This window comes from Sphingomonas jeddahensis (assembly GCF_001981525.1).
GTDB lineage: Bacteria > Pseudomonadota > Alphaproteobacteria > Sphingomonadales > Sphingomonadaceae > Sphingomonas > Sphingomonas jeddahensis.
In genome coordinates, this window is record NZ_MPSB01000006.1 from 32,910 (window position 1) to 55,717 (window position 22,808).

General features: G+C 65.7%; 19 protein-coding genes. 7 read left to right on the forward strand and 12 right to left on the reverse strand.

The window, feature by feature from the left end:
• Positions 1–4 precede the first annotated feature (4 nt).
• Positions 5–1,618, reverse strand: a complete 1,614-nt coding sequence (locus SPHI_RS08175) for a mechanosensitive ion channel family protein (RefSeq protein ID WP_233130791.1) — start codon at positions 1,616–1,618, stop codon at positions 5–7.
• 170 nt (positions 1,619–1,788) lie between these two features.
• On the opposite strand from SPHI_RS08175, the gene SPHI_RS08180 reads away from it, so the two are divergent.
• From SPHI_RS08180 to SPHI_RS08190, 3 genes are read left to right on the forward strand one after another with little or no spacing between them, the layout of a single operon-like run.
• Positions 1,789–2,931: an HlyD family secretion protein gene (locus SPHI_RS08180; RefSeq protein ID WP_076744433.1), complete on the forward strand. Its 1,143-nt coding sequence runs from the start codon at positions 1,789–1,791 to the stop codon at positions 2,929–2,931.
• Positions 2,932–2,933: 2 nt separating this feature from the next.
• Entirely contained in the window at positions 2,934–4,496 is a 1,563-nt protein-coding gene (locus tag SPHI_RS08185; RefSeq protein ID WP_076744434.1) for an MDR family MFS transporter, read from the forward strand.
• Positions 4,496–5,935 (forward strand): efflux transporter outer membrane subunit, encoded by a 1,440-nt coding sequence (locus SPHI_RS08190; RefSeq protein WP_076744436.1) that lies wholly within the window; start codon positions 4,496–4,498, stop codon positions 5,933–5,935. The genes SPHI_RS08185 and SPHI_RS08190 overlap by 1 nt, the downstream gene beginning before the upstream one ends.
• A 6-nt stretch (positions 5,936–5,941) precedes the next feature.
• Here the strand turns inward: SPHI_RS08190 and SPHI_RS08195 are convergent, their stop codons facing one another.
• A complete protein-coding gene (locus SPHI_RS08195; protein WP_076744437.1) occupies positions 5,942–6,487 on the reverse strand; it encodes a TetR/AcrR family transcriptional regulator in 546 nt (181 codons plus the stop codon).
• Between the two features lie 142 nt (positions 6,488–6,629).
• Between SPHI_RS08195 and SPHI_RS08200 the strand changes: the two genes are divergently transcribed.
• Complete coding sequence (locus tag SPHI_RS08200) at positions 6,630–7,469, forward strand: 3'-5' exonuclease (RefSeq protein WP_076744439.1); 840 nt, start codon at positions 6,630–6,632, stop codon at positions 7,467–7,469.
• A gap of 93 nt (positions 7,470–7,562) precedes the next feature.
• Positions 7,563–8,135, forward strand: coding sequence for a hemerythrin domain-containing protein (locus SPHI_RS08205; RefSeq protein ID WP_076744440.1), 573 nt, complete (start codon positions 7,563–7,565; stop codon positions 8,133–8,135).
• Between the two features lie 90 nt (positions 8,136–8,225).
• On the opposite strand, the gene SPHI_RS08210 is transcribed toward SPHI_RS08205, so the two are convergent.
• From SPHI_RS08210 to SPHI_RS08215, 3 genes are all read right to left on the reverse strand, one after another.
• The gene (locus SPHI_RS08210) at positions 8,226–9,056 is read right to left on the reverse strand and encodes an acyl-CoA thioesterase (RefSeq protein ID WP_076744442.1); all 831 of its coding nucleotides are present in this window, start codon (positions 9,054–9,056) and stop codon (positions 8,226–8,228) included.
• A gap of 215 nt (positions 9,057–9,271) precedes the next feature.
• Entirely contained in the window at positions 9,272–9,412 is a 141-nt protein-coding gene (locus tag SPHI_RS14960) for a hypothetical protein (RefSeq protein WP_158049657.1), read from the reverse strand.
• Between the two features lie 95 nt (positions 9,413–9,507).
• The gene (locus SPHI_RS08215) at positions 9,508–10,569 is read right to left on the reverse strand and encodes an AI-2E family transporter (protein WP_076744443.1); all 1,062 of its coding nucleotides are present in this window, start codon (positions 10,567–10,569) and stop codon (positions 9,508–9,510) included.
• Between the two features lie 264 nt (positions 10,570–10,833).
• Here SPHI_RS08215 and SPHI_RS08220 point away from each other — a divergent pair, with 264 nt between their 5' ends.
• Both SPHI_RS08220 and SPHI_RS14965 read left to right on the forward strand, forming a co-directional pair.
• A complete protein-coding gene (locus tag SPHI_RS08220) occupies positions 10,834–11,526 on the forward strand; it encodes a DUF4197 domain-containing protein (RefSeq protein WP_076744444.1) in 693 nt (230 codons plus the stop codon).
• Positions 11,527–11,632: 106 nt separating this feature from the next.
• Positions 11,633–11,797 carry a hypothetical protein gene (locus tag SPHI_RS14965; protein WP_158049659.1) on the forward strand — a complete coding sequence of 55 codons (165 nt, stop codon included), beginning with the start codon at positions 11,633–11,635 and terminating at the stop codon, positions 11,795–11,797.
• 139 nt (positions 11,798–11,936) lie between these two features.
• On the opposite strand, the gene SPHI_RS08230 is transcribed toward SPHI_RS14965, so the two are convergent.
• The 7 genes from SPHI_RS08230 to SPHI_RS08260 form a co-directional block, all read right to left on the reverse strand.
• Positions 11,937–13,025 (reverse strand): NAD(P)/FAD-dependent oxidoreductase, encoded by a 1,089-nt coding sequence (locus SPHI_RS08230; protein WP_076744446.1) that lies wholly within the window; start codon positions 13,023–13,025, stop codon positions 11,937–11,939.
• Positions 13,004–13,693, reverse strand: a complete 690-nt coding sequence (locus tag SPHI_RS08235) for a methyltransferase domain-containing protein (protein WP_076744448.1) — start codon at positions 13,691–13,693, stop codon at positions 13,004–13,006. The genes SPHI_RS08230 and SPHI_RS08235 overlap by 22 nt, the downstream gene beginning before the upstream one ends.
• Positions 13,690–14,748, reverse strand: a complete 1,059-nt coding sequence (locus SPHI_RS08240; protein WP_076744449.1) for a type III polyketide synthase — start codon at positions 14,746–14,748, stop codon at positions 13,690–13,692. The genes SPHI_RS08235 and SPHI_RS08240 overlap by 4 nt, the downstream gene beginning before the upstream one ends.
• Positions 14,749–15,793: 1,045 nt before the next feature.
• On the reverse strand, positions 15,794–17,605 hold the full coding sequence (locus SPHI_RS08245; protein ID WP_076744450.1) for a flavin-containing monooxygenase: 1,812 nt from the start codon (positions 17,603–17,605) through the stop codon (positions 15,794–15,796).
• A gap of 55 nt (positions 17,606–17,660) precedes the next feature.
• Positions 17,661–18,602, reverse strand: a complete 942-nt coding sequence (locus SPHI_RS08250; protein WP_076744451.1) for an SDR family NAD(P)-dependent oxidoreductase — start codon at positions 18,600–18,602, stop codon at positions 17,661–17,663.
• A gap of 32 nt (positions 18,603–18,634) precedes the next feature.
• Positions 18,635–20,101 (reverse strand): MFS transporter, encoded by a 1,467-nt coding sequence (locus SPHI_RS08255; protein WP_076744452.1) that lies wholly within the window; start codon positions 20,099–20,101, stop codon positions 18,635–18,637.
• 60 nt (positions 20,102–20,161) lie between these two features.
• Entirely contained in the window at positions 20,162–22,738 is a 2,577-nt protein-coding gene (locus SPHI_RS08260; RefSeq protein ID WP_083719893.1) for a TonB-dependent receptor, read from the reverse strand.
• Between the last annotated feature and the right edge of the window lie 70 nt (positions 22,739–22,808).

A 22,808-nucleotide genomic window follows, 5' to 3' on the forward strand; every position in this document is an offset into this window, starting at 1 on the left:
GCGATCATTCATTGTCTCCGGCGGGCGCGGCGATAGGCGGGGTGGGTGGCGGTGCAAGGAATATAGTGCGGGTAGGGAAGGCGATGCCGATGCCTGCCGCGCTCAGACGTTCGTAGATCGACAGCAGCAATTCCTGGCGGATCACGGTGCTCTCCCCGAAATCGCTGACGTCGATATAGGAGAAGACTTCGATATCGAGCGAGTTCTCGCCAAAGTTGGTGAAGCGAGCGCGCGGACCGTCCTGCAGCACCTTGTCGTGGCCGACGAGGACTTCCTCGATGATCGCCACTGCTTCGCGCACCTTGTCTGCGCTGTTGTTATATTCGATGCCGATCACGGGGGCGAACAGGAAGCGGTCGCGCTTGGCGAAATTCTCGATCTGGCGCGACGAGAAATCGCCATTGGGGATGGTGACGACGGTGCGGTCGTTGGTGCGAATCCGGGTGGAGCGGATGCCGACATCCTCCACCGTGCCGACGACATCGCCGACGCGGCAGAAATCGCCCACCTGGATCGGGCGATCGGCAATCACGGTGACGCTGCCGACCAGATTCTCCACCGTCTTCTGCGCACCCAGCGCTAGTGCGATACCGCCGATACCGAGTGCCGCGATGCCGGTCGTCACGTCGATGCCGAACGTGTCGAGCACCGCGACGACGCTGAACACCAGCAGCAGGATCTTGGCCGCCCGGCGCAGCAGGCTGACCACCGACACCGCCTGGCGGCGCGAGCGGCGGTGCATGCGCGCGATCGCCACGTCGGCGATGGCATCGACGAGGCGCAGGCCGAACCACACCAGCGCCACTGCCGCTACGCCGCCGGCGTAGCGCAGCAAGGTCTGGCGCGCGACGATCGCCACCTCCAGCTTTTCCGCCCAGCCGTAGAAGGCGATCACGGAAATGAAGAGGCTGAGCGGCGGCAGCGCGGCGTGGAAGAAGCGGTAAAACCCATTGGCGTCGGCATCAATGATGCTCCGCCGCATCAGCGCCAGCACGCCGGTGGCCAGCAGCCGAAGCACGACGAAGCTGAGCGCGGCGATGCCGATCAGCAGCGCCCAATCCTCCACCGGCGCACCGCCGACGTTGACGCCCGTCGCCTCGCCGGCCGGCGCCGCCGCGACGACGGTGGCGGGCGCCGCCATCAACCGTCGGATCGTGTCGTGCGAGATGCGCCAGACCGGGCGGCCATCGAGATCGCCGTGGGTCAGCAGGATCGGCGCGTCGCCCTCTCCGATCCCCAGATCGCCGATCAGTTCGCGGTCGAGCGGCAGATCGTCGTCGATCCGCCCGCCCGCGTCGTTCGCCAGCCCCTGAAACGGGATCAGCGACCCGCCGCTGTCCAGCAGCACCTGAAGTCGGCGGGCAAGTTCGGATGCGCCGCCTAGTACTTGGCGATCCCCCTGCACCGGCAGGTCGAAGTAATTGGCGGCGCGATCATAATCACGCTTGGCCAGCGCTTCGATCAGGCCGGTGACGGCGGAACGTGGCGTCTCGCGACCGAACGGATCGGCGGGCACGACCGGCGCGGCGGTGTTCGACGCCTCCTGCGCGAACGCCGGCGGCACGGAAAGAGTGGTGAACAGGAGAAGAAGGAAGATGTGCCGTATCGATCGAACCACGGGGACCTGCATGCGTTTGGGCGTCTGGTGGGGAACGCGGCGGCGGCCCGAAAGGTCGCACGTCCCGTAGCGGCGCTGGAACAACTCGCCCCTGCGATCGTGAACAACGTTGCATCCGGACATGGCGTCCGGTTAAGGGTTCCTCACCAGCAGCCACGGGCGAAAAGCGGATGAGCGACGATCGGCACGGGCCGGATGACGAGACGAAGCCGAAGCGCAAGCTCAGCGGCCGCGCCAGGCTGATCCTGCTGGTGCTGGCGGCGGCGGTGCTGGGCGGCGGCGCTTTCTGGTTCATGCGCTATCAAGCGACCGGCAAGTTCATGCAGGAGACGAATGATGCCTATATTCGCGCCGATCTCGTCACCATCGCACCCAAGGTGAGCGGCTACGTCGCCGAAGTGCTGGTGCGCGACAATCAGGATGTCGGCGCCGGGCAGCCGCTGGTGCGCGTCGACCCGCGATCGTATCGGGCGCAGGCCGGGCAGGCGCGGGCGCAGATCGCGCAGGCGGAGGCGAGCGCCGACAGCAGCCGGGCGCAGATCCGCCAGCAACGGGCCGCGATCGAACAGGCGCGGGCGCAGCTGGCCGCCGCGCAGGCCAAGGCGGCTTATGACGCGGCGGAGGTGCGGCGCTTCACCCCGCTCGCCGCATCCGGCGCGGAGAGCAAGCAGCAGCTCGCCCAGCTTCGCGCCACCGCCGATCAGTCCGCCGCCAACGTCCGCGCACAGGCGGCGGCGCTCGCCGCGCAGCAGCGGCAGATCGGCACGCTTGAATCGCAGATCGGCCAAGCCCGCGCGCAGCGGCAGGGGGCCGAGGCGCAGCTTGCCGCCGCGAATGTCGATGTCGGCGCGACGATCCTGCACGCGCCGGTAGCGGGGCGGATCGGCGACAGGACGGTAACGGTGGGGCAGTTCGCGAGCGCCGGCACGCGGCTGATGTCGGTGGTGCCGCTCAGCCAAATCTACGTCACCGCCAATTTCAAGGAAACGCAGCTTGCGCTGATGCGGCCCGGGCAGCCCGCGACGATCGCCGTCGATGCGCTGGACGGCACCGAGCTGCGCGGGCGGGTGGCGAGCGTGTCGCCGGGGACGGGATCGCAATTCTCGTTGCTGCCGCCGCAGAACGCGACGGGCAATTTCACCAAGATCGTGCAGCGCGTGCCGGTGCGGATCGCACTGGAGGCGACTCCGGAGGCGCGCCGCCTGCTGGTGCCGGGCATGTCGGTGGTGGTGACGGTGGATACGCGCAGCGCCAAGGGCCAGCTTGATCGCATCCGCGAACAGCAGGAGCGGCTGGTGGAACGGACGCGCTGACGATGGCGAGCGCCGCCGCCCCCGCAAATCAAGGCGCGCGGCCCGAACGCGCCGATGCGTCGGCGTGGATCGCGGTGGCGGCGGGGACGCTGGGCGCGCTGATGGCGACGCTGGACATCTCGATCGTCAATTCCGCTTTGCCGACGATCCAGGGCGAGATCGGCGCCAGCGGCACGGAGGGGACATGGGTCGCCACTGCCTATCTGGTGGCGGAGATCGTCATCATCCCGATGGCGGCGTGGCTTCAGCGCTTGCTTGGCCTGCGCACCTTCCTGCTGACCGCGGCGGGGCTGTTCACCTTGTTCTCGGTGGTATGCGGGCTCGCCACGACGCTGTCGATGATGATCATCGGGCGGGTCGGGCAAGGCTTCACCGGCGGGGCGATGATCCCAACCGCGCAGACGATCATCGCGCAACGCCTGCCGCGCAGCCAGCAACCGATCGGCATCGCCTTGTTCGGCGTCACTGCGATCCTGGGCCCCGTGGTCGGCCCGCTGCTGGGCGGCTGGCTGACCGAGAATCTCAGCTGGCATTATGCGTTCTTCATCAACGTGCCGATCTGCGCGATTCTGGTGACGATGCTGCTCGTCGGGCTGCGGCACGAAAAGGCCGATCCGTCCGAACTCGGGCGGGCGGACTGGTTGGGCATCGCCGGCCTGACGCTTGGGCTGGGCGGGCTGACCGTGTTCCTAGAGGATGGGCAGCGCGAACAATGGTTTGAATCCGGCCTGATCCGGATGATGGCGCTGACCTCGATCATCGGCTTCGTGCTGCTCTTCATCGGCCAGCGCACGGCCAAGCGGCCGATCATCAAGCTCAGCCTGTTGCTCGATCGTCAGTTCGGATCGGTGGCGCTCATGGGGCTGGTGCTCGGCATGGTGCTCTACGGCACCTCCTATGTGATCCCGCAATTCCTGGCGGCGCTGGCGGGGTATAATGCGCTGCAAGCCGGCAAGGTGGTGCTGCTGTCCGGGCTGCCCAGCCTGTTCATGATGGCGATCGTGCCGTTCCTGCTGCGCACCGTGGACATTCGCATCGCTGTCGCCGTCGGCCTTACAATCATGGCGGGATCGGCATTTCTCGATTCAGGGCTCACCACCGAAACGGCGGGGGGTGATTTCACCGCGTCGCAGCTGATGCGCGGGGTGGGGCAGATCCTGGGCATGTTGTTCCTTAGCCAGGCGGTGGTGCGTGCGGTGCCGCCCGCCGACGCTGGCGACGCCTCCGGCCTGTTCAACGCGGTGCGTAACCTCGGCGGCAGCTTCGCGCTGGCTGGCATCGCGATCATTCAGGAAAACCGCCTGTGGCTGCATAGCCGGCGGATCGAGGAAACGCTGAACGCCAATTCCGTCATGGTGCAGGATTATGTGGCTGGGCTCGGCGGGACGGTGGGCGGCACCTCCGCTGCGCTTGGCCTGATCGGGCAGCAAATCCAGCAACAGGCGCTGGTGATGGCCTACAACGACATCTTCTGGATCATGGGCGCAGGCACGCTGATCGTGCTGCCGCTGGTTCTGTTTCTCCGTCCCTTGCCGAAGGACGCCGCGCCGGCGGCGATGCACTGATGCGCTTCACCCCCCTCTTCTGCCTGTTCCTGCTCGGGGCCTGCACCGTCGGCCCAAACTATAACGGGCCGCCGGCAGTCGGCGCCGAGGCGGTGGCACGCGGCGGCTTCGTCCGGGCGGGGCAAGCGGCGGTGCCAGCCCCGCCCGCCGCGCGCTGGTGGGAAGCACTGGGCGATCCTACGCTGACCATTCTGGTCGACGAGGCGCTCGCTAACAGCCCCAGCATCGCGGCTGCCGAGGCGCGCATCCGCCAAGGGCAAGCGCAGCTACGCCAGCAACGCGCCAACCAGGCGCCCAGCGTCAGCGCCAACGGCACCTATCTCCATGCCGAGCTTCCCGGCGCAGGCTTGGGCACAGCAGAAGACAGGCAGAACGCCAACTCGTCTATGGGGCTCGATTTCTACAATCTCGGGCTCAACGCTTCGTGGGAGCCCGATCTGTTCGGTCGCGTAAGGCGCGGCATCGAACAATCCCGCGCCGCTGTCGAGCAGCGCTACGCCGGTCTCGCCGATGCGCAGGTCAGCCTGTCCGCCCAAGTGGTGCAGGCTTATGTCGGCTATCGCGACGTGCAGGCGCGCATCCGCCTAAACGCCCGCTCCTCAGAACTCCAGCGGCAAGCGCTGGCGCTAACACGGCAGCGCTATGCGGCCGGCACCGTGTCGGCATTGCAGGTCGAACGGTTGCAGAACCAGCTCGAAAGCACCGGTGCGCAGGCCATCCCGCTCGACGCGCAGGCCGATGAATATCGCGACGTGCTGGCGATCCTCACCGGTCGAACCCCCGGTGCGCTTGACCCCACCTTGGCAGTGGTCGTCCCCGTGCCGTTGCCGCCGGCAAGCGTCGCGATCGGCGATCCCGCGGCGCTGATCGCCAGCCGGCCTGATATCCGCGCGGCGGAGCGCGCGCTCGCCGCGGGTACTGCCGCGATTGGCGTGAACGAGGCGCGACGCTTTCCGTCGTTGCGCTTCATGGGCATCCTTGGCCTTGGCGGCACGTCGCCCGGCGACGTGCTCGATCCCGGCAATCTCACGACCCTGGTCGCGCCCATGCTGAGCTGGTCGTTCCTCGATTTCGGTCGCACCGCCGCCGCCGTCCGCCAATCGGAGGCGCAGCGCGACGAGGCCGAGGCGAACTATCGCCAGACGGTGCTTGCCGCCTTGCAGGATGCCGAAACCAGCCTGTCGCGCTTCGCCGCCAGCCGACGCCAGCTCGCGCGCCTGGTCAGCGCGGAGGAGTCGGCCACGCGTGCCGAGGCGCTCAACCGCCAGCGCGTGGCGGCGGGGACGAGCACGCTGATCGACCAGCTCGACGTGGAGCGCCAACGGCTGTCGGCGTCGATCGCCGTCGCGCAAGGCAAGGCGCAGCTGACCAACAGCTTCGTCGCGGTGAACAAGGCGCTGGGGCTGGGCTGGACGCCGGCGGTGCCGCCACAGCCCTGACAAGGTTTAGCGCGGCGTCAGCCCGCGACGTAGCAGGTCGAGCGCATCGGCAAGATCCTCCTCCACCGCATCGGTCACCTGCTTGTCGACGAGAAAGCCGGACATCATTCGCATCGCAACCAGCAGGTGGCGCGGCGTCGCGTCGGTGCGCAACTCGCCAGCCGCGATCGCGTGCGCCACCGCCGGCGCGAACATGACCTCCAGCCGCCGGCCCAGCGCGGTGAACGTGACCAGCGCCTCGCCCGACAGATGCATGTCGAGCCGCAATCGTGTGAACAGGTGCCACGAAGGCAGCGCCTCGCGTACCATTAGCGGCAGCAGTTCGGCGATCGGCAGGGTCGGATCGAACCGTTCCTCCAATCGCATGATCTGCCGCTCGAAGATGGCAAAGGCAAGGTCGAGCCGGTCCTTGAAGTTGCGATACAGCGTGCCGCGGCCCACGCCGGCGCGCGCGGCGATTTCCTCCAGCGGCACGCCGAAGCCGTTTGCCTCGAAACAGGCCGCTGCCGCCTCCAGCAGTGCCTCCCGCCGTTCGCGCGCATCACGCCGCATCGCGGCGACTTTTGGTCCAGGGCGCGTCCATGCCCGCTGCTTATCCGCGGCGTGCTCGACAAGGCAACTGCCGGCGGGTCCGAAAGCCCAGGGTGCATCCCGGCTGCGGGCATGATATGTTCCACGGGTGAGTGCTTCAGTTATGTCGATCGTTGCACCGATCGCGCCCGATTTCGTCGTCATCGATGTAGAGACGGCATGCGCGCGGGTCAGCAGCATCTGCCAGGTAGGCATCGTCGGCTTCCGCGGCGGCGTTGAGGTCTTCGCCTATGAAACCCTGGTCGATCCCTGTGACGAATTCGCGCCGTTCAACACACGGATACACGGGCTTTGCGCCGATCATGTGATGAACCAGCCAACCTTTGCCGATGTGCATGCGACGATTGACGCGCATCTCGGCGGACGGATCACCGTTGCGCATTCCAGCTTCGACAAGGGCGCGCTCGCCGCTGCCTGCCGGGTGCACGACCGGCATGCGATCGAGGCGACGTGGCTAGACAGCGTGCGCATCGCCAAGCGCGCCTGGCCGGATCTTCCCAGCCATCGGCTGAACGCGCTCGCGCGGTTCCTCGGCCTGAAGCATCGCCACCATGATGCGCTGAGCGATGCGCGCGCTGCCGGCATGGTGGTGGTGCGTGCCATGGATCACACCGGGATCGATCTCGCGGGGTGGCTGCAGCCGGTGAAACAAAGCGTCGCCGCGCCCAAGCCGGCGCCCGAAGGGCCGCTCAAGGGACAGCGGATCGCGATCCTTGGTGCGCCCCGGCACGGGCCGCTCGCCGCGTCGCTGGCAGCAGCAGGCGGGCGCGTCGTGGCGTCGGTTGGAAACAGCACCACCTTGCTGGTGATAAGCAACGACCAGCCCTACGGCCGCTTCGTTCATGCCAGCCCAGCGTACAAGCGTGCCGAGGAACTGCGATCGACAGGCCGACCGATCGAGATCGTGGGCGAGAACGAGATGCGCCGCCGGCTGGGGGCCTAACCATCAGCGGTGCTGTTCACCGGCTTTATGGGCATTGCTTCAGGAACATGGACGCTGGCGTATCGTTGCTTCCCCCGAACCAGGAGACGAGCAATGGTGGCCTTGAACGATGCGAGCAATTCGGGTGGCTTCGGGCCGACTCTGGCGATCGGGGCCGCAGCGGGCGTCGCGATAGGGCTCGCCGCCAATTTGCTCCGCAAGGCGGCGGTGCAGGGGCCGACCGCAATGGCTGGCAATTGGGATGTCGCTCTCGCCGCCGAGCATGCCGCCGCGCTCAAGATTTTCGACCTCATTGAGCAGACGGATCAGGACGACACCGGCAAGCGTTCGACGTTGCTGATGCAGCTGAAGCACGCCGTCGGTAAGCACGCGTTCCAGGAAGAGAACGTCATTTACACCATGATGCGTGATCACGGCCTGACGGAGAGTGCCGATCACCTCAATCACGAGCACGGGTACGTGAAGCAATATTTCTTCGACCTGACCGAGATGGCGAAGGACGACCCGGCCTGGCTCCCCAAAGTGAAGGAATTCCGGGCCATGATCGAAAGCCATATGCGCGAGGAAGAGAAAGACCTCTTCCCGCGGCTGCGGTCAAAGCTGTCCGATGAGCAGAACAAGCATGTAACTGCGGCGATGAACAAGGAAGGATTCAAACTGGCCTGACCGGCTGTTAGATCAGGCCGCCGTCCGGGCTCGGCTTTCCGGACAGGTAAGCTGGCGTGGCGTCGTTGAGTCGTTTGGCGGCTAGCTTCGCTACGACGAGCCCAAGCTGTCTTCATCCATGAACCGGAGGATTGCTGACTGGCTGCCGCTAGCCATCATGGTTCCGTCCTCTGCGAACATGTGGATTGCGCCATGCCCGAAGCCGCGCGCCGCCGCGCTGATCCGCACATCGCAAAGAACCCATTGGGTCGGCACGATCCGCGCCACCCGAAGTGTGTTGTCGAGGCTGTTTCCGCCGCCTCGGCGCCCAAACGCCGCAGCTAGCCCGGACGGCACGAAGTCGGCGAATAGCGCCAGCATGCTGGCGTCGATCGGCGCTTCTTCCTTGGGCCGCATCCACAAAACCATGCGGCCGTCGTCAGACGGCGTACCGTTACGCGGCCCTGCACCGTAGCGGCCCTGCGCCATGCGAACGTCGAGGCGGCTCATCAGCGCCGCGTCCTGTACCGGCCACAAGGGCTGCGGCGAGCATTCGCCTGGGGGTGGCATGTCGGGTGGCGGCTTGACCCACTGCCCGGACGGCAGGTTATCGCGATCACCCAAGGCTGCGTTGACGGCGAGGATCGGCTTGCCGCCGCTGGACGCGACCACCCGCACCTGACTGATGTTGCGGCCACCCGAAAGCACATCGACCACGAAGTCCAGCGTGTCGCCGACCCGCGCGTAGGAGATGAACTGGGCGCTCGACCACACGACATTGCGTCCGGTTGCCCGCTCAGCAGCAATCGTGGCTGCTGCAAGGCCGACGCCGCCGAACATGAAGACGTTGCCTGGCGGGCCGACGCAGACCTGATCGGTGATGGCCAGGCGGAACAGCGCCGCGTCCGGCGTATCTTCGACGTTGAGGAAGGGGCGACACATACGCCGACGTTCACAGGTTCGGCGGCGCCTGTCTAGCTGGCGAGGGTGCGCCGCGGCCGGGCCAGAGCGATGCCGGCCCCTGACGCTTACTGATAGCCGCCGTTGTTCTCGCGCTCCTCTGCGGCGTCCTCCTGAACTTTTTCCATTTCCTCGGCTTCGTCGGCCTGGTCTGGCGTGTTCTGTTCGGGATCGTTCATCATCTCACGCTCCTGTTATCAGGCAAAGTCGCCCAGCTTCTCGGCATCATCCTCGGGCAAACCATGCTCGTCCGGCAGGCCGCCCGGACCGCCGACGCCCGGGTCGGTGAACATGTCGTCCGGATCGGGCTGGTTGCCTGGCACAGGTGAGGGGCCCATGATCATCTCCTGCTCGCGTCACGCCTTGCTGGCACCGACGTGCGATGCAGGAGGGTAACGCCCAACAAGCCTCCATGTGTCCGGAAGTATCGGGCCTAAGCCTGGGCTTCCTGCCGTTGCTCGGTCAGTATCTGCCAGCCGGTGATAAACAGGGCGCCGGCCAGCGGCCCGATCACGATCCCGCCGAGCCCCAGCAGATCGATCCCGCCAAGCGTCGTCACCAGCACCAGCCAGTCCGGTATGCCGGTGTCCCGCCCGACCAGGATCGGCCGCAGGATATTGTCGGCCAGGCCGATCACGAGAACACCGGAAAGCACAACTACCATTGCCTGCCAGATCGCCCCGGTCGCCAGCAGATAGATTGCTACCGGGCCCCAGATGATCGCTGGTCCGATCGCCGGCAGCAGCGCGGCAATCGCCATCAGCATGCCCCACAGGATGGCCGCCGGAAGCCCGACGATCGCGAAGGTGGCCGCGCCCAAAGCGCCTTGCACCAGCGCAACCACGCCCGATCCCTTGATCGTCGCGCGGACGACCGCGACGAACTTGTCTGCAAGCCGCTCCGCAACGTCCGGCTGAAGCGGCAGCGCTTCGACGATGGCTGGGCCGATACGTTCCCCGTCTCGAAGCAGGAAGAATGTCACGTATAGCGCGACACCGAAAGAGAGCAGGAAGGCCGCAGCGTTTGCGCCGATGGAGAAGGCACGCTGTGCCAGCGAGGTGGCCGAACTGCTCATCGCTTGCGAGATCCGTGTCTGCGCCCGTTCAAAGCTGTTGAACCCGGCGCCGTCGAGCAATCCTTGGAGCCTCTGCGGCAGCGCGTCGTGAACCTGCTGGAAATATAGCGCGAAGTTGATCTGTCCCGAACGCATGCGATTGTACACGCCCGTGGCCTGATCGACGACCAGGCTGGCGATGATCATCGCCGGGATCACCACCGCCACCGTGATGATGAGCAGCGTGATCGCAGCCGCGAGGTTCCGCCGACCGGGCCAGCGCGCCAACATGCGTTGAAACAGCGGCTGGAAGAGGATGGCCGCCAGCGCTGCCGATAACAGCGCACCCAGGAAGCTGAACACGGTGGCGATCAACGCAATCGTGATAAGGGCAAGGAAGGCGATCAGGCCGCCATTTTCTATGCGTCTGCGTGCAAGCATCGTCCCCCCTGCCACGGCGAGTTCCGGCAGCTGCGCTTGGCACATCCAAGGATCCTACCGGAAGAAGCAAGCGCGCGTTTTGGCACCGCCGACCGCATGTGGCCAGTTCCAAGCCCCGCTTCCCTGTTTGCGAGATGAAGAAGCGGAAAAAAGCTGGCACCGCCCTTCGCGATCCCGTGGCATCCTGCTGCGCAGCCGGCCCGTTCAGCGCCCGTTACACCGCAGCGATCAACGAGCGGGTCCTTGAGGCAGGAGACGCACCGCATGAACAATCCCACCCGCAGATCGCTTCTGCTCGGCGCTGGCCTGGCCGTGCCGCTGCTGCTCCTTCCGGCGTGCGCCACGACCGGCCTCGATGGCGGCATGGCCGAAGGATTGCGCCGCCTTCTGGCCATCTCCAGCGAACGCGCGCTGACGCGTTTGGTCGCGGACAATGGCTTTCTCAACGATCCGGAAGCTCGCATCACCTTCCCGGCCGAGCTCAACGATCGCTCAACGGCGGTGCTTGGCGCGCTGCTGGGATCAGCGCCGGTGCGGCGACAACTATCTCTGGCGATCAACCGCGCCGCCGGCGAAGCTGCGGATCGGGCGGCGCCGTTGATCTATGACTCGATTCGTTCGCTCACCTTCTCCGACGCACTCGGCATTGTGCGCGGCGGCCCCACCGCGGCCACAACCTACCTCGAGCGATCGATCGGAGATCGGATCATCGACGCTATGTTCCCGGAGGTCGGCGGCGCGCTCCGCCAGTTCGACGGCAACTCGCTTCTCGGGCCGGTGTTGGGCGCAGCCACCGGGATCAACATCGCGGGCATCCAACGCACCGTGACCGACCAGGCTGCCCGCGGGCTATGGCGTGCTATCGGGCGAGAGGAGGCAGCTATCCGCACCAGGCCCGCCAGCGCGGGCGATTCACTTGTCGAGGCGGTCCTGAACGGCAGCCGGCTGATCGGCTGAATCACGCCGGGCCTTGGCCTGCTGTGGCATTCCGCTTTGGCATAACGAAGACTGTGAAGCCGAAGCGGCCGTCGGCGCGTTGAGGGCGAACATGAAGGAGAGCTCCATGTCCGATCACAAGCCTAGCGAACCGAAGCCAAGTGACTTCAAGGAAACCGCGCAGCGCAGCCAGGACGCGAATATCGCCGACGAAGGCGCTGCCTACCAGAACGCCTCTCAGCCCAAAGAGGGTGGGTCTGACGAGACGGAGAGCGAAGGGCATCCGAGCTGACCGGCATTGATCGTCCGGGGTAGGTGATAGCCACCTACGAGGGGCTTCGGTCGGCCGATTGGCACCCCTGGTCAAGCACCCACTTTGCGGGCCAGCGATATGGCAGGCTGCCTGATCGCCGGCGCGAAAGAGCGCGACATCAGACACGGGTGGCGCGTGCCAGTAGCGGCAACAGGGTGGGGGACAGATGCGCCAGGCGCATCGCGAGTGAAGCAAGCCACGGCCGTTCGCCGGCATGCCAGGCAGCGGCGGCGATTCCGATGGGGCGCTGCAATCGTGCGGCGAACTGTTGCTGGAACGATACGGCCGCTCCAGGTCCGCCGGCTCGGTAGGCGTCGGTCGCGGCCAGTGCGCTGGCGAGCGCGATCGCCATTCCCTCGCCGGCCAGCGAGGGAATGACGCCGGCCTGGTCGCCAAGCCGGAAGATGCCCGCCGTGCTCGCGGTCGCGCGCCAGCCGTAAGGCACGTTCGCGACTGCATCGACCAAGCTGTTCGGTGCGCGCAGCGCCAGCCGTTCGCCAAGCGCCGGCTGCTCGCCCGCCAGCATGTCGAGCAGCCGTTCCGGCGTTCCGGCCGCCTGAAGGCGAGACCGACGCACCGCCATGCACAGGTTGCCGCTGCCGTCCTCCTGCCGGACCAGCCCGGCATAACCGCCCTTCATCAGATGCAATTCGATGGCATCGCCGACCAGGCGCTCCAACGCTCTGCCCGGGGCGAGGCGGACCCGCAGCCCGAGCGTCGGATCCTCGCCGCGTGCTTCCGGCGGGCGAGCCAGTCCACGCGTGTCGTGCTTGCCGCTGGCAAGAAACAGCGCGTCGGCTCGGACGCACGCACCGTCATCCAGCCGAGCTACGCCGTCTGCGACGCCCCGAACACCGAGCCCGCGCTCGATCACCGCGCCGGCGCTCGCGGCGGCGGCCAGCAACACGGTATCGAGCCGCCGCCGCGACACAGCGCGGGCGGGCGAGGGCAGCGGCGCCTCCGCTACGGCGTCACGGGTCACCAACCGTACGCGCATCACGGTCTCGGCGTTCAGCGTCTCGGGAGCAACGCCGAGACGTTTCAGCATCCCCAGCATGTGCCAACTCATAAACCCGCCGCACAGCGCATCGCCGGTTTCGCGCGTCCGTTCGACGAGCAGGTGCGGCATGCCAGCTCGGGCGAGCTGAAGCGCCAGCGTGGCTCCGGCGGGGCCTCCGCCGACGATCAGTGCCGGCGTTCGACGCATAACCGAAAGGGGAAAACGCGGAACACGCGTGTGTCGACGATCCCGGCCTCCGTCAGCAGCGCGTCCCAGTCCGCCGGTCGAAACGAACGGGCGATCGACACCGCGCCGTCGTGACGAACGATGGGATGCCACCGCGCGATCCACGCCAGCAGCGGGTAGCCGCGATAAGCGATTGGATGACGCATCAGGTCATTGACGAACCATCCTGCTGCCGCATGCGCCTCCATGAAGCGCAAGAAAGCGATCAACTGGTCATGAGTCATGTGGTGCGCGACGAGGCTGGATATGATCACGTCCCACTTCTGGTCGGCCAGATCGGCATAATCCCCCGTGATCCAACGGATGCGCGACCCTGCCGGCGTGTGTTGGCGCGCTGCCGCCTCGCTGCGGGGATTGAGATCAACCCCGACCAGATCCGCTAGGAGGCGCTGCCGGGTGGCCCAGCGCTCGACGCGGCGCAGCATGTCGCCATCCCCGAACCCGACGTCCAGAATGCGCAGACGGGATCGGCCGCGCGCGATGCGGTTCAAGAAGGCGAGCGTCGGTCGCGCGGCGAGCGTCACTGCGTTCACGCGGGCGAGATCCGCCACGACCGCGGCATAAACCGCCGGGTCGAGATCGTCGGCGTCCATCAGCTCGACGGCATTGCGTCGCGCGGCGAGGCTCACGCGGCGCTCGCGAACCGAAAGCCTTCAGCGGCCAGGCCGGGGCCGAAGGCGAGCGCTACGCCTTGTTCGATGCGGCGGCCGTCGAGAAGCCGGGCGAGGACGAACATCAGCGTGGACGACGACATGTTGCCATTTTCGGACAGCACCGTGCGTGAGGCAGAGAGAGCCTCTTGCGGGAGATTGAGCGACCGCTCGACGGCATCGAGGATCGAGCGCCCCCCCGCATGCACCGCCCACCCATCCACCGCGGCAGGTGACGTTCCACCAGTCGCCTCTAGGGCGAAAACAGGGTCAGCGAGCGCAGTCGCGATCCGCCCCGGGACCTCGCCGGACAGATGCATGGCAAATCCGTGATCGGTTACAGTCCAGCGGATCAGGTCAGCGCTGTCGGACAGCGTCGTCACGAAGGGTTGCCCCAGGTCGATACCGCCGGGTTCACCGGTGATCAGCGCGGCGGCCGCGCCATCGCCGAACTGGAGCATGGCAAGCAGCGCCTCCAGATCGCCCGTGGCCTGCAGGTGTAAAGTCGAGAGTTCAACGGTGACGACGAGCACGCGCGCGGCCGGCTCGGAGCGCATGATGTGGCGCGCCGTTCGCAGCGCCGAGACGGCGGCATAGCAACCCATGAAGCCGATCAGGATCCGCTCGATCGAAGACGGCAGGCCGAGCCGGGCAGCGATGATCTGATCAATCCCGGGCGCAATGAAACCGGTGCAGCTCGCCACCACCAGATGGGTGATCCCCCGGAGCGGCACCTTTTCGGCAAGGTCGCCGATGGCGCTGAGTGCCAATGCCGGCGCGGCCTGCGCGTAAATGTCCATCCGCGCGGCGGTGCCGGGCCATATGTCCGTCCCGTAGAGGCCGTCAGGTCCGGTCGGATCGTGCGCTTCCGGCAGTACCGACCAGCGGTGGGTGATGCCCGCGCGTGCCGCCATGCGATCAAACAATGCCGCCTCGCGCGCGCCGCTCAGCCGCTGTCGCGCCCAGTCGATGAAGCGGTGATGGACGTCGTTGCGGGGAACTGCTGTCCCGATTGCATGGAGAAAAGCGGACAAACGCCCTCGCAAAGAAAGTGACCGTCCGACAACGCGCCGCCCGCGTCTATGGGGCCCGCTGCAGTGCTGGTTGGGGCAAATAATTACTCCGAGCTTGTGGTCCGCTTATTCCCACAGAAGCCCGGGAGCTGCACCTTTACAACTTCCTCAGCCCGCTACGACCAGCGGCCGTGTTGAAGACGTCACCCACGAGCTCGCGAGTTAGGGATCGGCCTGCCCCGTCGGGCGCGAACGCCCGCCCAAGCTGGGAAGTGCGGCGAGGATCTTGACGACTTCGCGGCGGCGGCCAGCTTGTCAGCGGGGTTCAGCATGAACTGGATCAAGTGATGTTCCGGGGCAATAGGCGATTCGATAGCTTTGCCCGCGCAGCTTCTTACGGGAAGATTAGCTGTTGTGAGGCGGCTGCCTCCTCGTTCTTGAGCGCCCATCGACGGTGATGGAAGGCGCAGCTACCGCTACCGCTCTGATCGTCGGGTCTGACACAGACGATTGGACCCGACGAGACTAGGGAAACTCGCCGGGTCGCGGGTGCGACCCATCTTTTTTGGCGACTGGCTAGAGCCGCGCGACAGAAACGGTGCGCTCTCAGTGTTGTTCCCGATTGGGCGATAGCAGCGTGTGTCGTCGGGATGCCGCAACCATCGCCTCCTCGACTTCAGTAAGGGTGGTGGAATGGAGGCGTTCGCCTCGTTGTTCCAGTCCTCCACCTCCACCGCTTGCGCCATCTGGCCGCTGTGTTTGGATTGATCCCCAATTTCCGGCTCCGCCTAGCGAGCGAAGGTGCTGTCAAGTTAACGCGAACCGGCCTCTGCACGATGCGCGTGGATCTGCGAGGGGGGACTAGCTCGCAAGAATCTGCCATTCCGCCAGGGCGGCGTTCCTTGTAGGTCTGTCGATCGGTAAGGTGTCGCTCGAGGCTGAAGTGGTTGTGGACGTTAGCGTGACATCCCCCCGGATGGCTTGGCTCTTGAACGCCAGCTCAAACGAGGCCGGTCAGCGCTCGCCAGACGCTGCCACATCAATCCGGCAGCGTCCCGAAGCGCCATCATACCCGCAATGACAGCCCCCTGAGCTCGCCTTGGCTGCGCCAATCTGCAAGCAGCGCATTGAAGGCGTTGATGCCCGGGGCGTAAGTCTGGCCGGCCTGGCCGCCGCTCACATCGCCTTCGTTGTTGTAATAGCCGGGCGTGCAGCTTTCGAGATAGGCGCGGTTGACCACTGACAGCTTCTTGATCGTGCTTACCCATTCCTGCTGCGCTTCGGGCGTCGGCTCCACTTCGGTGACGCCGCGCTTGCGCGCCTCGGCGATGATGTAGGCGATATGCTGCGCCTGATCGTCGAACATCGCGGTCATGTTCACCGACAGGCCGTTCTGCGACACGCCGATGTAGAACCAGTTGGGGAAGCCATGGCTCGCGAAGCCGTGCAGCGTCTTGTACCCGTTCGCCCAATGTTCGTGGAGCAACAGCCCGCCGCGGCCCTTGATGTCGAAGCCGACGCGGCGCTTGAACGAGGTCGTGATCTCGAACCCAGAGGCGTAGATGATGCAATCGACTTCGTACTCGCGGCCATTGGCGATTAAGCCTTTGGGAGTGATCCGTTCGACTCCCTTGCTTTCGCTGACATCGACCAGCTCGACGTTCGGGCGGTTGAAGGTCGGCAGGAATTCGTCGTTGAAGGTCGGTCGCTTGCAGAACTGGCGATACCAGGGCTTGAGCTTTTCCGCAGTGGCGGGATCCTCGACCACATCGTCGACGCGCTGACGGATCGCGTTCATCTTGCGGAAGTCGGCAACCTCGGCGTGCGCGATCGCCGCCTCGGGCCCCATCGTCTTGGCATTGCGGATGACGAAGCCCTGCACCTCTCGGAAGATCGCGGTCCAATTGTCGTTCACCAGATCGTGCTCGAACGGCCGGCCTTCGATGATGTCGGCGAAATTATGCCGCCGCGCGCGTTGCCAGCCGGGCTGGAGCGACTTCACCCATTCCGGGTCGGTCGGCTTGTTGCCGCGCGTGTCGACCGATGAGGGCGTTCGCTGGAAGACATAGAGCTGCTTGGCATGGCGGCCAAGCGCCGGGATGCACTGGATCGCGGTCGCACCGGTGCCGATGATCGCGACGGTCTTGTCGGCGAGCTTCCACAGATTGCCGGTCGTGTCGCCGCCGGTATAGCCATAATCCCAGCGGCTGGTGTGGAAGCTGTGCCCTTCGAAACTGTCGATGCCCGGGATGCCCGGCAGCTTGGCGCGGCTGGCGGTGCCGAGCGCGGAGACGACGAAGCGCGCGCGCATCGCGTCACCATGATTGGTGCGGATGATCCAGCAGCGATCGGCATCGTCCCACGCGAGTTCGGAGACGCGCGTCTGGAACAGGGTGATCGGGTAGAGATCGTAATGCTTGCCGATCCGCTGGCAGTGTTCGTAAATCTCTGTGACGTAGGAATATTTCTCCTTCGGCACATAGCCGAGTTCCTCGAGCAGCGGCAGGTAGCAATAGCTTTCGATGTCGCATTGCGCTCCGGGGTAGCGGTTCCAATACCAGGTGCCGCCGAAGTCGCCGCCGGCCTCGATGATGCGCAGTTCGGTGACGCCTTGCTCCTTGAGACGGGCGGCGGCGAGCATGCCGCTGAAGCCGCCGCCGATCACCGCCACTTCGACACGGTCGGTCAATGGAGCGCGGGTGAAGCCGGGTTCGACATAAGGGTCTTCCTCGGCGTAGCGGGCGAAATCCCCTGACAATTCATTATACTGGCGATCGGCGTCGGTGCGCAGCCTTTTGTCGCGTTCCGCCTTGTAGCGGGCGCGCAATGCTTCCACGTCGATATCGGGCGCCGTCTCCTGACGTTTGCTGACGGTCATAGATCCTCTCCAACTCTATATTTTTTTCGGATGATTTCCGGGTGCGTGGCGGGTGTCAATCGGCCGCATAGGCGACGAAATCGGGATCATAGGCGCGTTCCGGCTCGGCGCGGACACGGCGGTCGAGGCGGGTCGCATCATCGCCGACGATGATGCGCCAGCGGTCGGCCTTGACGCCATCGAGGATGATCGTCGCGGCCTGCGCGGCGCTGGTCGGCGCCAGTTCCTCGAAGCGCCTGGCGAGCATCTGCTGCGCCGCTTCCAACGCGGCATCGTCCATGTCTTCGCCGCCGGGCATGCCGATCGCCTTGAGGTGCTGGCGCAGCTTGCGGCGCGTCACCTCGGTCATGCCTTCGCCCGACAGCACGCGGCGCGAGTTGAGGCCGATCGGCGTGCCGACGCCGCCGGGCATCACGATCGACGCCTTGATGTGCGGGGCATAGTTGCGCAGGTCGGTGACCAGCCCTTCGGTGAAGCCCTTCACCGCGAATTTCGCGGCGCTATAGGCGGTCTGCGACACGCCCGGCATCAGCGCCGCCCAGAAGCCGTTCGCGCTGGAAGTGTTGACGATATGCCCCTCCGCCGCGCGTTCCAGCATCGGGAAAAAGGCGCGGCAGGAATAATAGACGCCGAACCAGCAGATCTGGAACACCCGGTCCCATTCCGCGCGATCGTCCAGCACGAAGCTGCCGCCGCCGCCGATGCCGGCATTGTTGAACAGCAGGTGGATGTGGTCGGTAGCGTGATCGCGCGCGACTTCGGCGGCGAAGCGGATCACCTGCGCCTCGTCGCCGACGTCGACGACATGGCTGGTGATGCGCGCGCCCTGGGTGACGCCATCCGCCTCGCACAGGCGGGTGGTTTCGGCCATCGCATCGGCGAACAGGTCGCACATCGCGACGCTAGCGCCCTCCGCGACGAGCTGGCGCACCAGTTCGCGTCCCATTCCGGTGCCGCCGCCGGTGACGACCGCCAGCTTGCCCGCGAAATCCCTCATGATCCTGTCCCCTCCACGTGTTTTGTTCTGATTCAGGCGGCGCCGCGCACCTCGGGCACGTCGAGCGCGCTCAGCCGGGCCTCGTGCCCGACGCGGTCAATGCGGTAAAATTTCCACACCGCGATGGACAGGAAGCTGAGCGCCGTCACCAGCACCAGGAACGTCCAGCCGAGCGACGCCAGCGTCTCCGCCGGCACCTGGCCGGGTAGCGCCTGGCGCGGAAAGGCGATGACCGTCAGCAGCGCGCCGCCCAGCACGGTGCCCATGGCCGTGATGATCTTCTGGATGAACTGATCGGCCGACGTGATCAGCCCTTCCGATCGTCGCCCCGTCTTTGCCTGCGCATCCTCGACAATGTCGGCGATCATCGAACTGACCAGCACGAAGCCGCCGTAGTAAAAGACCGCTGAGGTGAAGGCGAAACCGATCAGCGTCGGCAGCAGCAACGGATCGCCATTGGCGAAGAACACGCCTGACATGCGCAGCAGCAGCGGCATGTTGGTCAGGATCGTACCGACGAAGAACAGCCCCATGCACGCCGGCTTCTTGCCGAAGCGTCGCGACAGCATGGCGCCGACCAGGGCGCCGATCGGCGTCGCGACGAAGCCGGCAATGGTGGTGAGCAGCAGCGCCGAGGCGGGCAGGCCCCAGATGAACGTGGCGATATAGGCCTCCAGCACGGTACGGATGCCGAAACCGATGCCAGCCAGTGCGCCCGCGATCACCGCCACCGCCATGTTGCGGTTGCGCAGCGTCTCCACCGCATCGCGCAGGGATGCGCGCAGCCCGCCGCTGCGCTCGGGCGGCTCGTACAGCATGCCGCGATAGCGCCGCGTGCCGAAGGCGTTGACCAGCATGGCGACGAGCATCAGCAGCGCGGCGGCAATGCCGAGCTTGCCATAGCCCGATCGCACCAGCTGGCCGACCGCGCCCGCCTCGGGGGACAAGAACCAGCCGAGGCCGAGCAGCGCCGTGATCATCGCCCCAACGGTGCCGAGCACCCAGCGCCACGCGAGCAAATTGGTGCGCACGTGATAGCCGGGGGCCAGTTCCGGCGTCAGCGCATTGGCCGGCACTTCAAAGAAGCTGAAGCTGAGGTTCAGCAGGATCGCGGTGGCGAGCAGCCAGGCGAAGGTCATGCCCGGTGTCATGCCAAGGGGCGGGTTCCACATCAGCGCGCACAGGATCGCGGCAGGGACAGGAGCGGCGAACATCAACGTGTGGCGCCGGCCCCAGCGCGATCGCAGCGTATCGGAAAAGTGGCCGATCGCCGGATCCCAGATGGCATCGAAGGCGATCACCACCGCCAGCGCCAGGCTGACCATCCACGCCTCTAGCCCGACGACCTGGCTGTAAAACAGCAGCAGCAGCGACCGCAGATAGATCAGCGAGCCATTGGCCGCCGCACCGGTGCCATGGGCGAGCTTGGTCGCGAGCGGCAGGCCGGCTCGCTTGAGGGTTGCGGGAACGCCGGGAACGTCGGCTGCAATGGTCGCCATGATCCTCTCCCTAATCCTTCTACCGGTCGCATCCGGCGCTTGTGGGTTTGTGGCGAGCGGTCAGAACTTGAACTGCGCTTCCACGCCGATCTGACGCGGCAGGGTGTAGCTGAAGACCTGCCGGTAAATGGTACCGGCATTGGTCGAGAAGGCGCCGTCATATCCCAGCGTGTCGAACAGGTTGCGGGCATAGAGGATCAGCGTCATGCCATCGTCGGGCCGCGCATAGGTGATCCGCGCATCCACCTGATCCCAGCCCGGGGCGCGATTGATCGGGTTCTGGAACACCGAATAATAAGCGTCGGAGCGGTAGGCGTAGCTTGCCGCCAGGAAGACGTGATCGTTGGCCGCGACGGGGATATCGTAGAGCGCGGAGACGGCCAGCTTGTGCCGCGATGCGGCGGGCAGCCGGTTGCCGGTGATGTCCTCCAGCACGTTGCCGGGCACGCCCTCGTCGTCGAACAGCCGCGGCGCGCGTCTGATTTCGGTATCGTTGAACGAATAATTGGCGGTCAGCTCCAGCGCATCGGTGACGTTCCACGCACTTTCCACCTCAATGCCCCAAGAGCGCGAGCGATCGATGTTGAAGAAGTTGGTTGTGGTCAGCGTCGATCCCGGGCGCACCACGACGATCGGGATCTGGGCGTTCTTATAGTCGTAGAAAAAGCCGGTGATGTTGAGCATCAGCGGCGCGAGCGGCCGGCTCTTCAGCCCGAGTTCGAATGCGTCCACCGTCTCCTTGTCGACCACGGGCGCGTCGGCATAGCTGCCGAGGTTGAACCCTCCCGCCTTCAGCCCGCGGCTGTAGCTGCCGAACACCAGGGTATTGTCGTCCGGCTTCCAATCGAGGCCAAGGCGCCAGGAAAAGCCGTCCCAGCTATCCTCCAGCCGACGCGTCGCCGCGCCGACGCCGGGTTGGTTGAGCAGGAAGCGAGTAAGATCCTGCGCCGCCGTAGCCGCGCCGCACCCGCCAAACCCGATAACCGTCGCATTGGCACCCGGCGTCAGCGTGCAATAGACGCTCGCGCTGGCCGGCTGCCACTGGACCACGCGATAGCTCTCGTCGCCCCGCTTCTTGTCCCACGAATAACGCAGGCCGGCCGTCGCCTTCAGCCCGTCCACCAGCTCATAATCGACCTGGCCGAAGCCGGCATAACCCTCCGTGCGAAGATCGCCCGAACCATCGTAGAAGGCGCGGCGCGGGTTGGTGGGGCAGTCCGGCACCACCGCGAAGCTGACCGGGGCGACACAGATCGGCGCGGCAATCCGCTGGCTCAGCGTATCGGTATTAGCGCCATCCACGAACCAGGTGACGGGCTGGAAGAATTCCTCGTAGAACTGGAACGCACCGACGATCCAGTTGAAACGCCCCGACGTGGCGTTGGAAAGCGTCAGCTCGTTGGTAAAATACTTCTTCTGCTCGCCATAATCCTGAACATAGGTCGGATTGTAGCTGTAGGTGCGAAAAGCATTGGCGAGACCGAACGGCGCCAGTGCCGCAATCGGCGCCGATCCGAAGCTGGTGGTGACCAGCTCGTTTGCGGTATAATCCAGATCGGACAGCGCCTGATAACTGTACTGGCTGTATCCGCCGACGTATTTCAGCCCGACATTGCCCAGATCGGCGGTGAAGTTCGCGACAAAGGTGTGATTGTCGCTCAGCAGCGATCGATTGCGCGTGTTGCTGTTGATCCGACGCGCGTCAGTAACACCCGGGTTGAGCACGGGATAGCCGAAGGCGGCCGCGGGTGTGAGCGAATTGTTGGTCGCGCCGTCGATGTCGTCAGTGACATAGGGGCTGACCTGATTGCCGACCGGGTTGCTGTCGTTCCATTCGGCATGGCTGTACTTCAGCCATAATTGCGTGGTGTCGGAGAAATCATATTGAAGCTGCGCTTCGACGAAGAAGCGGTTGGTAAAGCCTTCGTCCCGTGAATTCGGCGTGCGCGCGATGTTTTCGAACCGCGCGTCCATCGCCCGGCCAAGCTGCGCGGAAAGGCGTGCCGACAGCCCGCCGGCAACCGGCCCGGCGATGTAGCCTTCGGACACCATCTGCAGATTGTCGACCGAGAAGCGCCATTCGGCGGTGAGATCGCTGGTCGGGCGTTTGGAGATCACGTTGATTGCGCCACCGACCGAGTTGCGACCGTAAAGCGTGCCTTGTGGTCCGCGCAGGAACTCCACGCGATCGACGAACATCGGTGTTTTGGACGCCTCCGCGTTAGAGGAGGTGTAGAAACCGTCATTGTAGATCGCGACGCCCGGATCCGATCCGATCGTGTTGGTCAGCCGCCCGATGCCACGCAGCGACAAGCGGTCGAGCGACGACGAGAAGGTCAGCCCCGGCGTGAAATTGGCGAAATCCTGGATCGAGCGTAGGCCGCGGCGATCCCGATCGGTGGATTCGAAGACACTGATCGCGACCGGCACGTCCTGGATCGCTTCGGCGCGGCGTTGTGCGGTGACGATGATGTCGGCAATGAAGGGATTGGCCTGTGGCGCCGTGGGGTTGCCCCCGCCGGGCGCGGCTGCCGCGCCGGCTGTCGGCGCCGCCGCCTCTTCAATCGCGGTTTGCGCACCCGCCCGCCCACTCACCAGCGCGATCAGCGCCGCACCCGCCAGCATCCTTGCCTTCATCGCCTTCCTCCTCCTGAAAAAAGGCGGCCGGGTGCGATCGTGTCGCCCCGTGTCCGCTAGGTCTCACTCG

Excerpts from the sequence above, each read along its gene's own strand:
- SPHI_RS08250 (WP_076744451.1), bottom strand. The coding sequence starts at position 18,602 with ATGAGGGATTTCGCGGGCAAGCTGGCGGTCGTCACCGGCGGCGGCACC.
- SPHI_RS08230 (WP_076744446.1), bottom strand. The coding sequence starts at position 13,025 with ATGCGTCGAACGCCGGCACTGATCGTCGGCGGAGGCCCCGCCGGAGCC.
- SPHI_RS08215 (WP_076744443.1), bottom strand. The coding sequence starts at position 10,569 with ATGCTTGCACGCAGACGCATAGAAAATGGCGGCCTGATCGCCTTCCTT.
- SPHI_RS08180 (WP_076744433.1), top strand. The coding sequence starts at position 1,789 with ATGAGCGACGATCGGCACGGGCCGGATGACGAGACGAAGCCGAAGCGC.
- SPHI_RS08260 (WP_083719893.1), bottom strand. The coding sequence starts at position 22,738 with ATGAAGGCAAGGATGCTGGCGGGTGCGGCGCTGATCGCGCTGGTGAGT.
- SPHI_RS08185 (WP_076744434.1), top strand. The coding sequence starts at position 2,934 with ATGGCGAGCGCCGCCGCCCCCGCAAATCAAGGCGCGCGGCCCGAACGC.
- SPHI_RS08245 (WP_076744450.1), bottom strand. The coding sequence starts at position 17,605 with ATGACCGTCAGCAAACGTCAGGAGACGGCGCCCGATATCGACGTGGAA.
- SPHI_RS14960 (WP_158049657.1), bottom strand. The coding sequence starts at position 9,412 with ATGGGCCCCTCACCTGTGCCAGGCAACCAGCCCGATCCGGACGACATG.
- SPHI_RS14965 (WP_158049659.1), top strand. The coding sequence starts at position 11,633 with ATGTCCGATCACAAGCCTAGCGAACCGAAGCCAAGTGACTTCAAGGAA.
- SPHI_RS08255 (WP_076744452.1), bottom strand. The coding sequence starts at position 20,101 with ATGGCGACCATTGCAGCCGACGTTCCCGGCGTTCCCGCAACCCTCAAG.
- SPHI_RS08190 (WP_076744436.1), top strand. The coding sequence starts at position 4,496 with ATGCGCTTCACCCCCCTCTTCTGCCTGTTCCTGCTCGGGGCCTGCACC.
- SPHI_RS08220 (WP_076744444.1), top strand. The coding sequence starts at position 10,834 with ATGAACAATCCCACCCGCAGATCGCTTCTGCTCGGCGCTGGCCTGGCC.
- SPHI_RS08195 (WP_076744437.1), bottom strand. The coding sequence starts at position 6,487 with ATGCGGCGTGATGCGCGCGAACGGCGGGAGGCACTGCTGGAGGCGGCA.
- SPHI_RS08200 (WP_076744439.1), top strand. The coding sequence starts at position 6,630 with ATGTCGATCGTTGCACCGATCGCGCCCGATTTCGTCGTCATCGATGTA.
- SPHI_RS08205 (WP_076744440.1), top strand. The coding sequence starts at position 7,563 with ATGGTGGCCTTGAACGATGCGAGCAATTCGGGTGGCTTCGGGCCGACT.
- SPHI_RS08210 (WP_076744442.1), bottom strand. The coding sequence starts at position 9,056 with ATGTGTCGCCCCTTCCTCAACGTCGAAGATACGCCGGACGCGGCGCTG.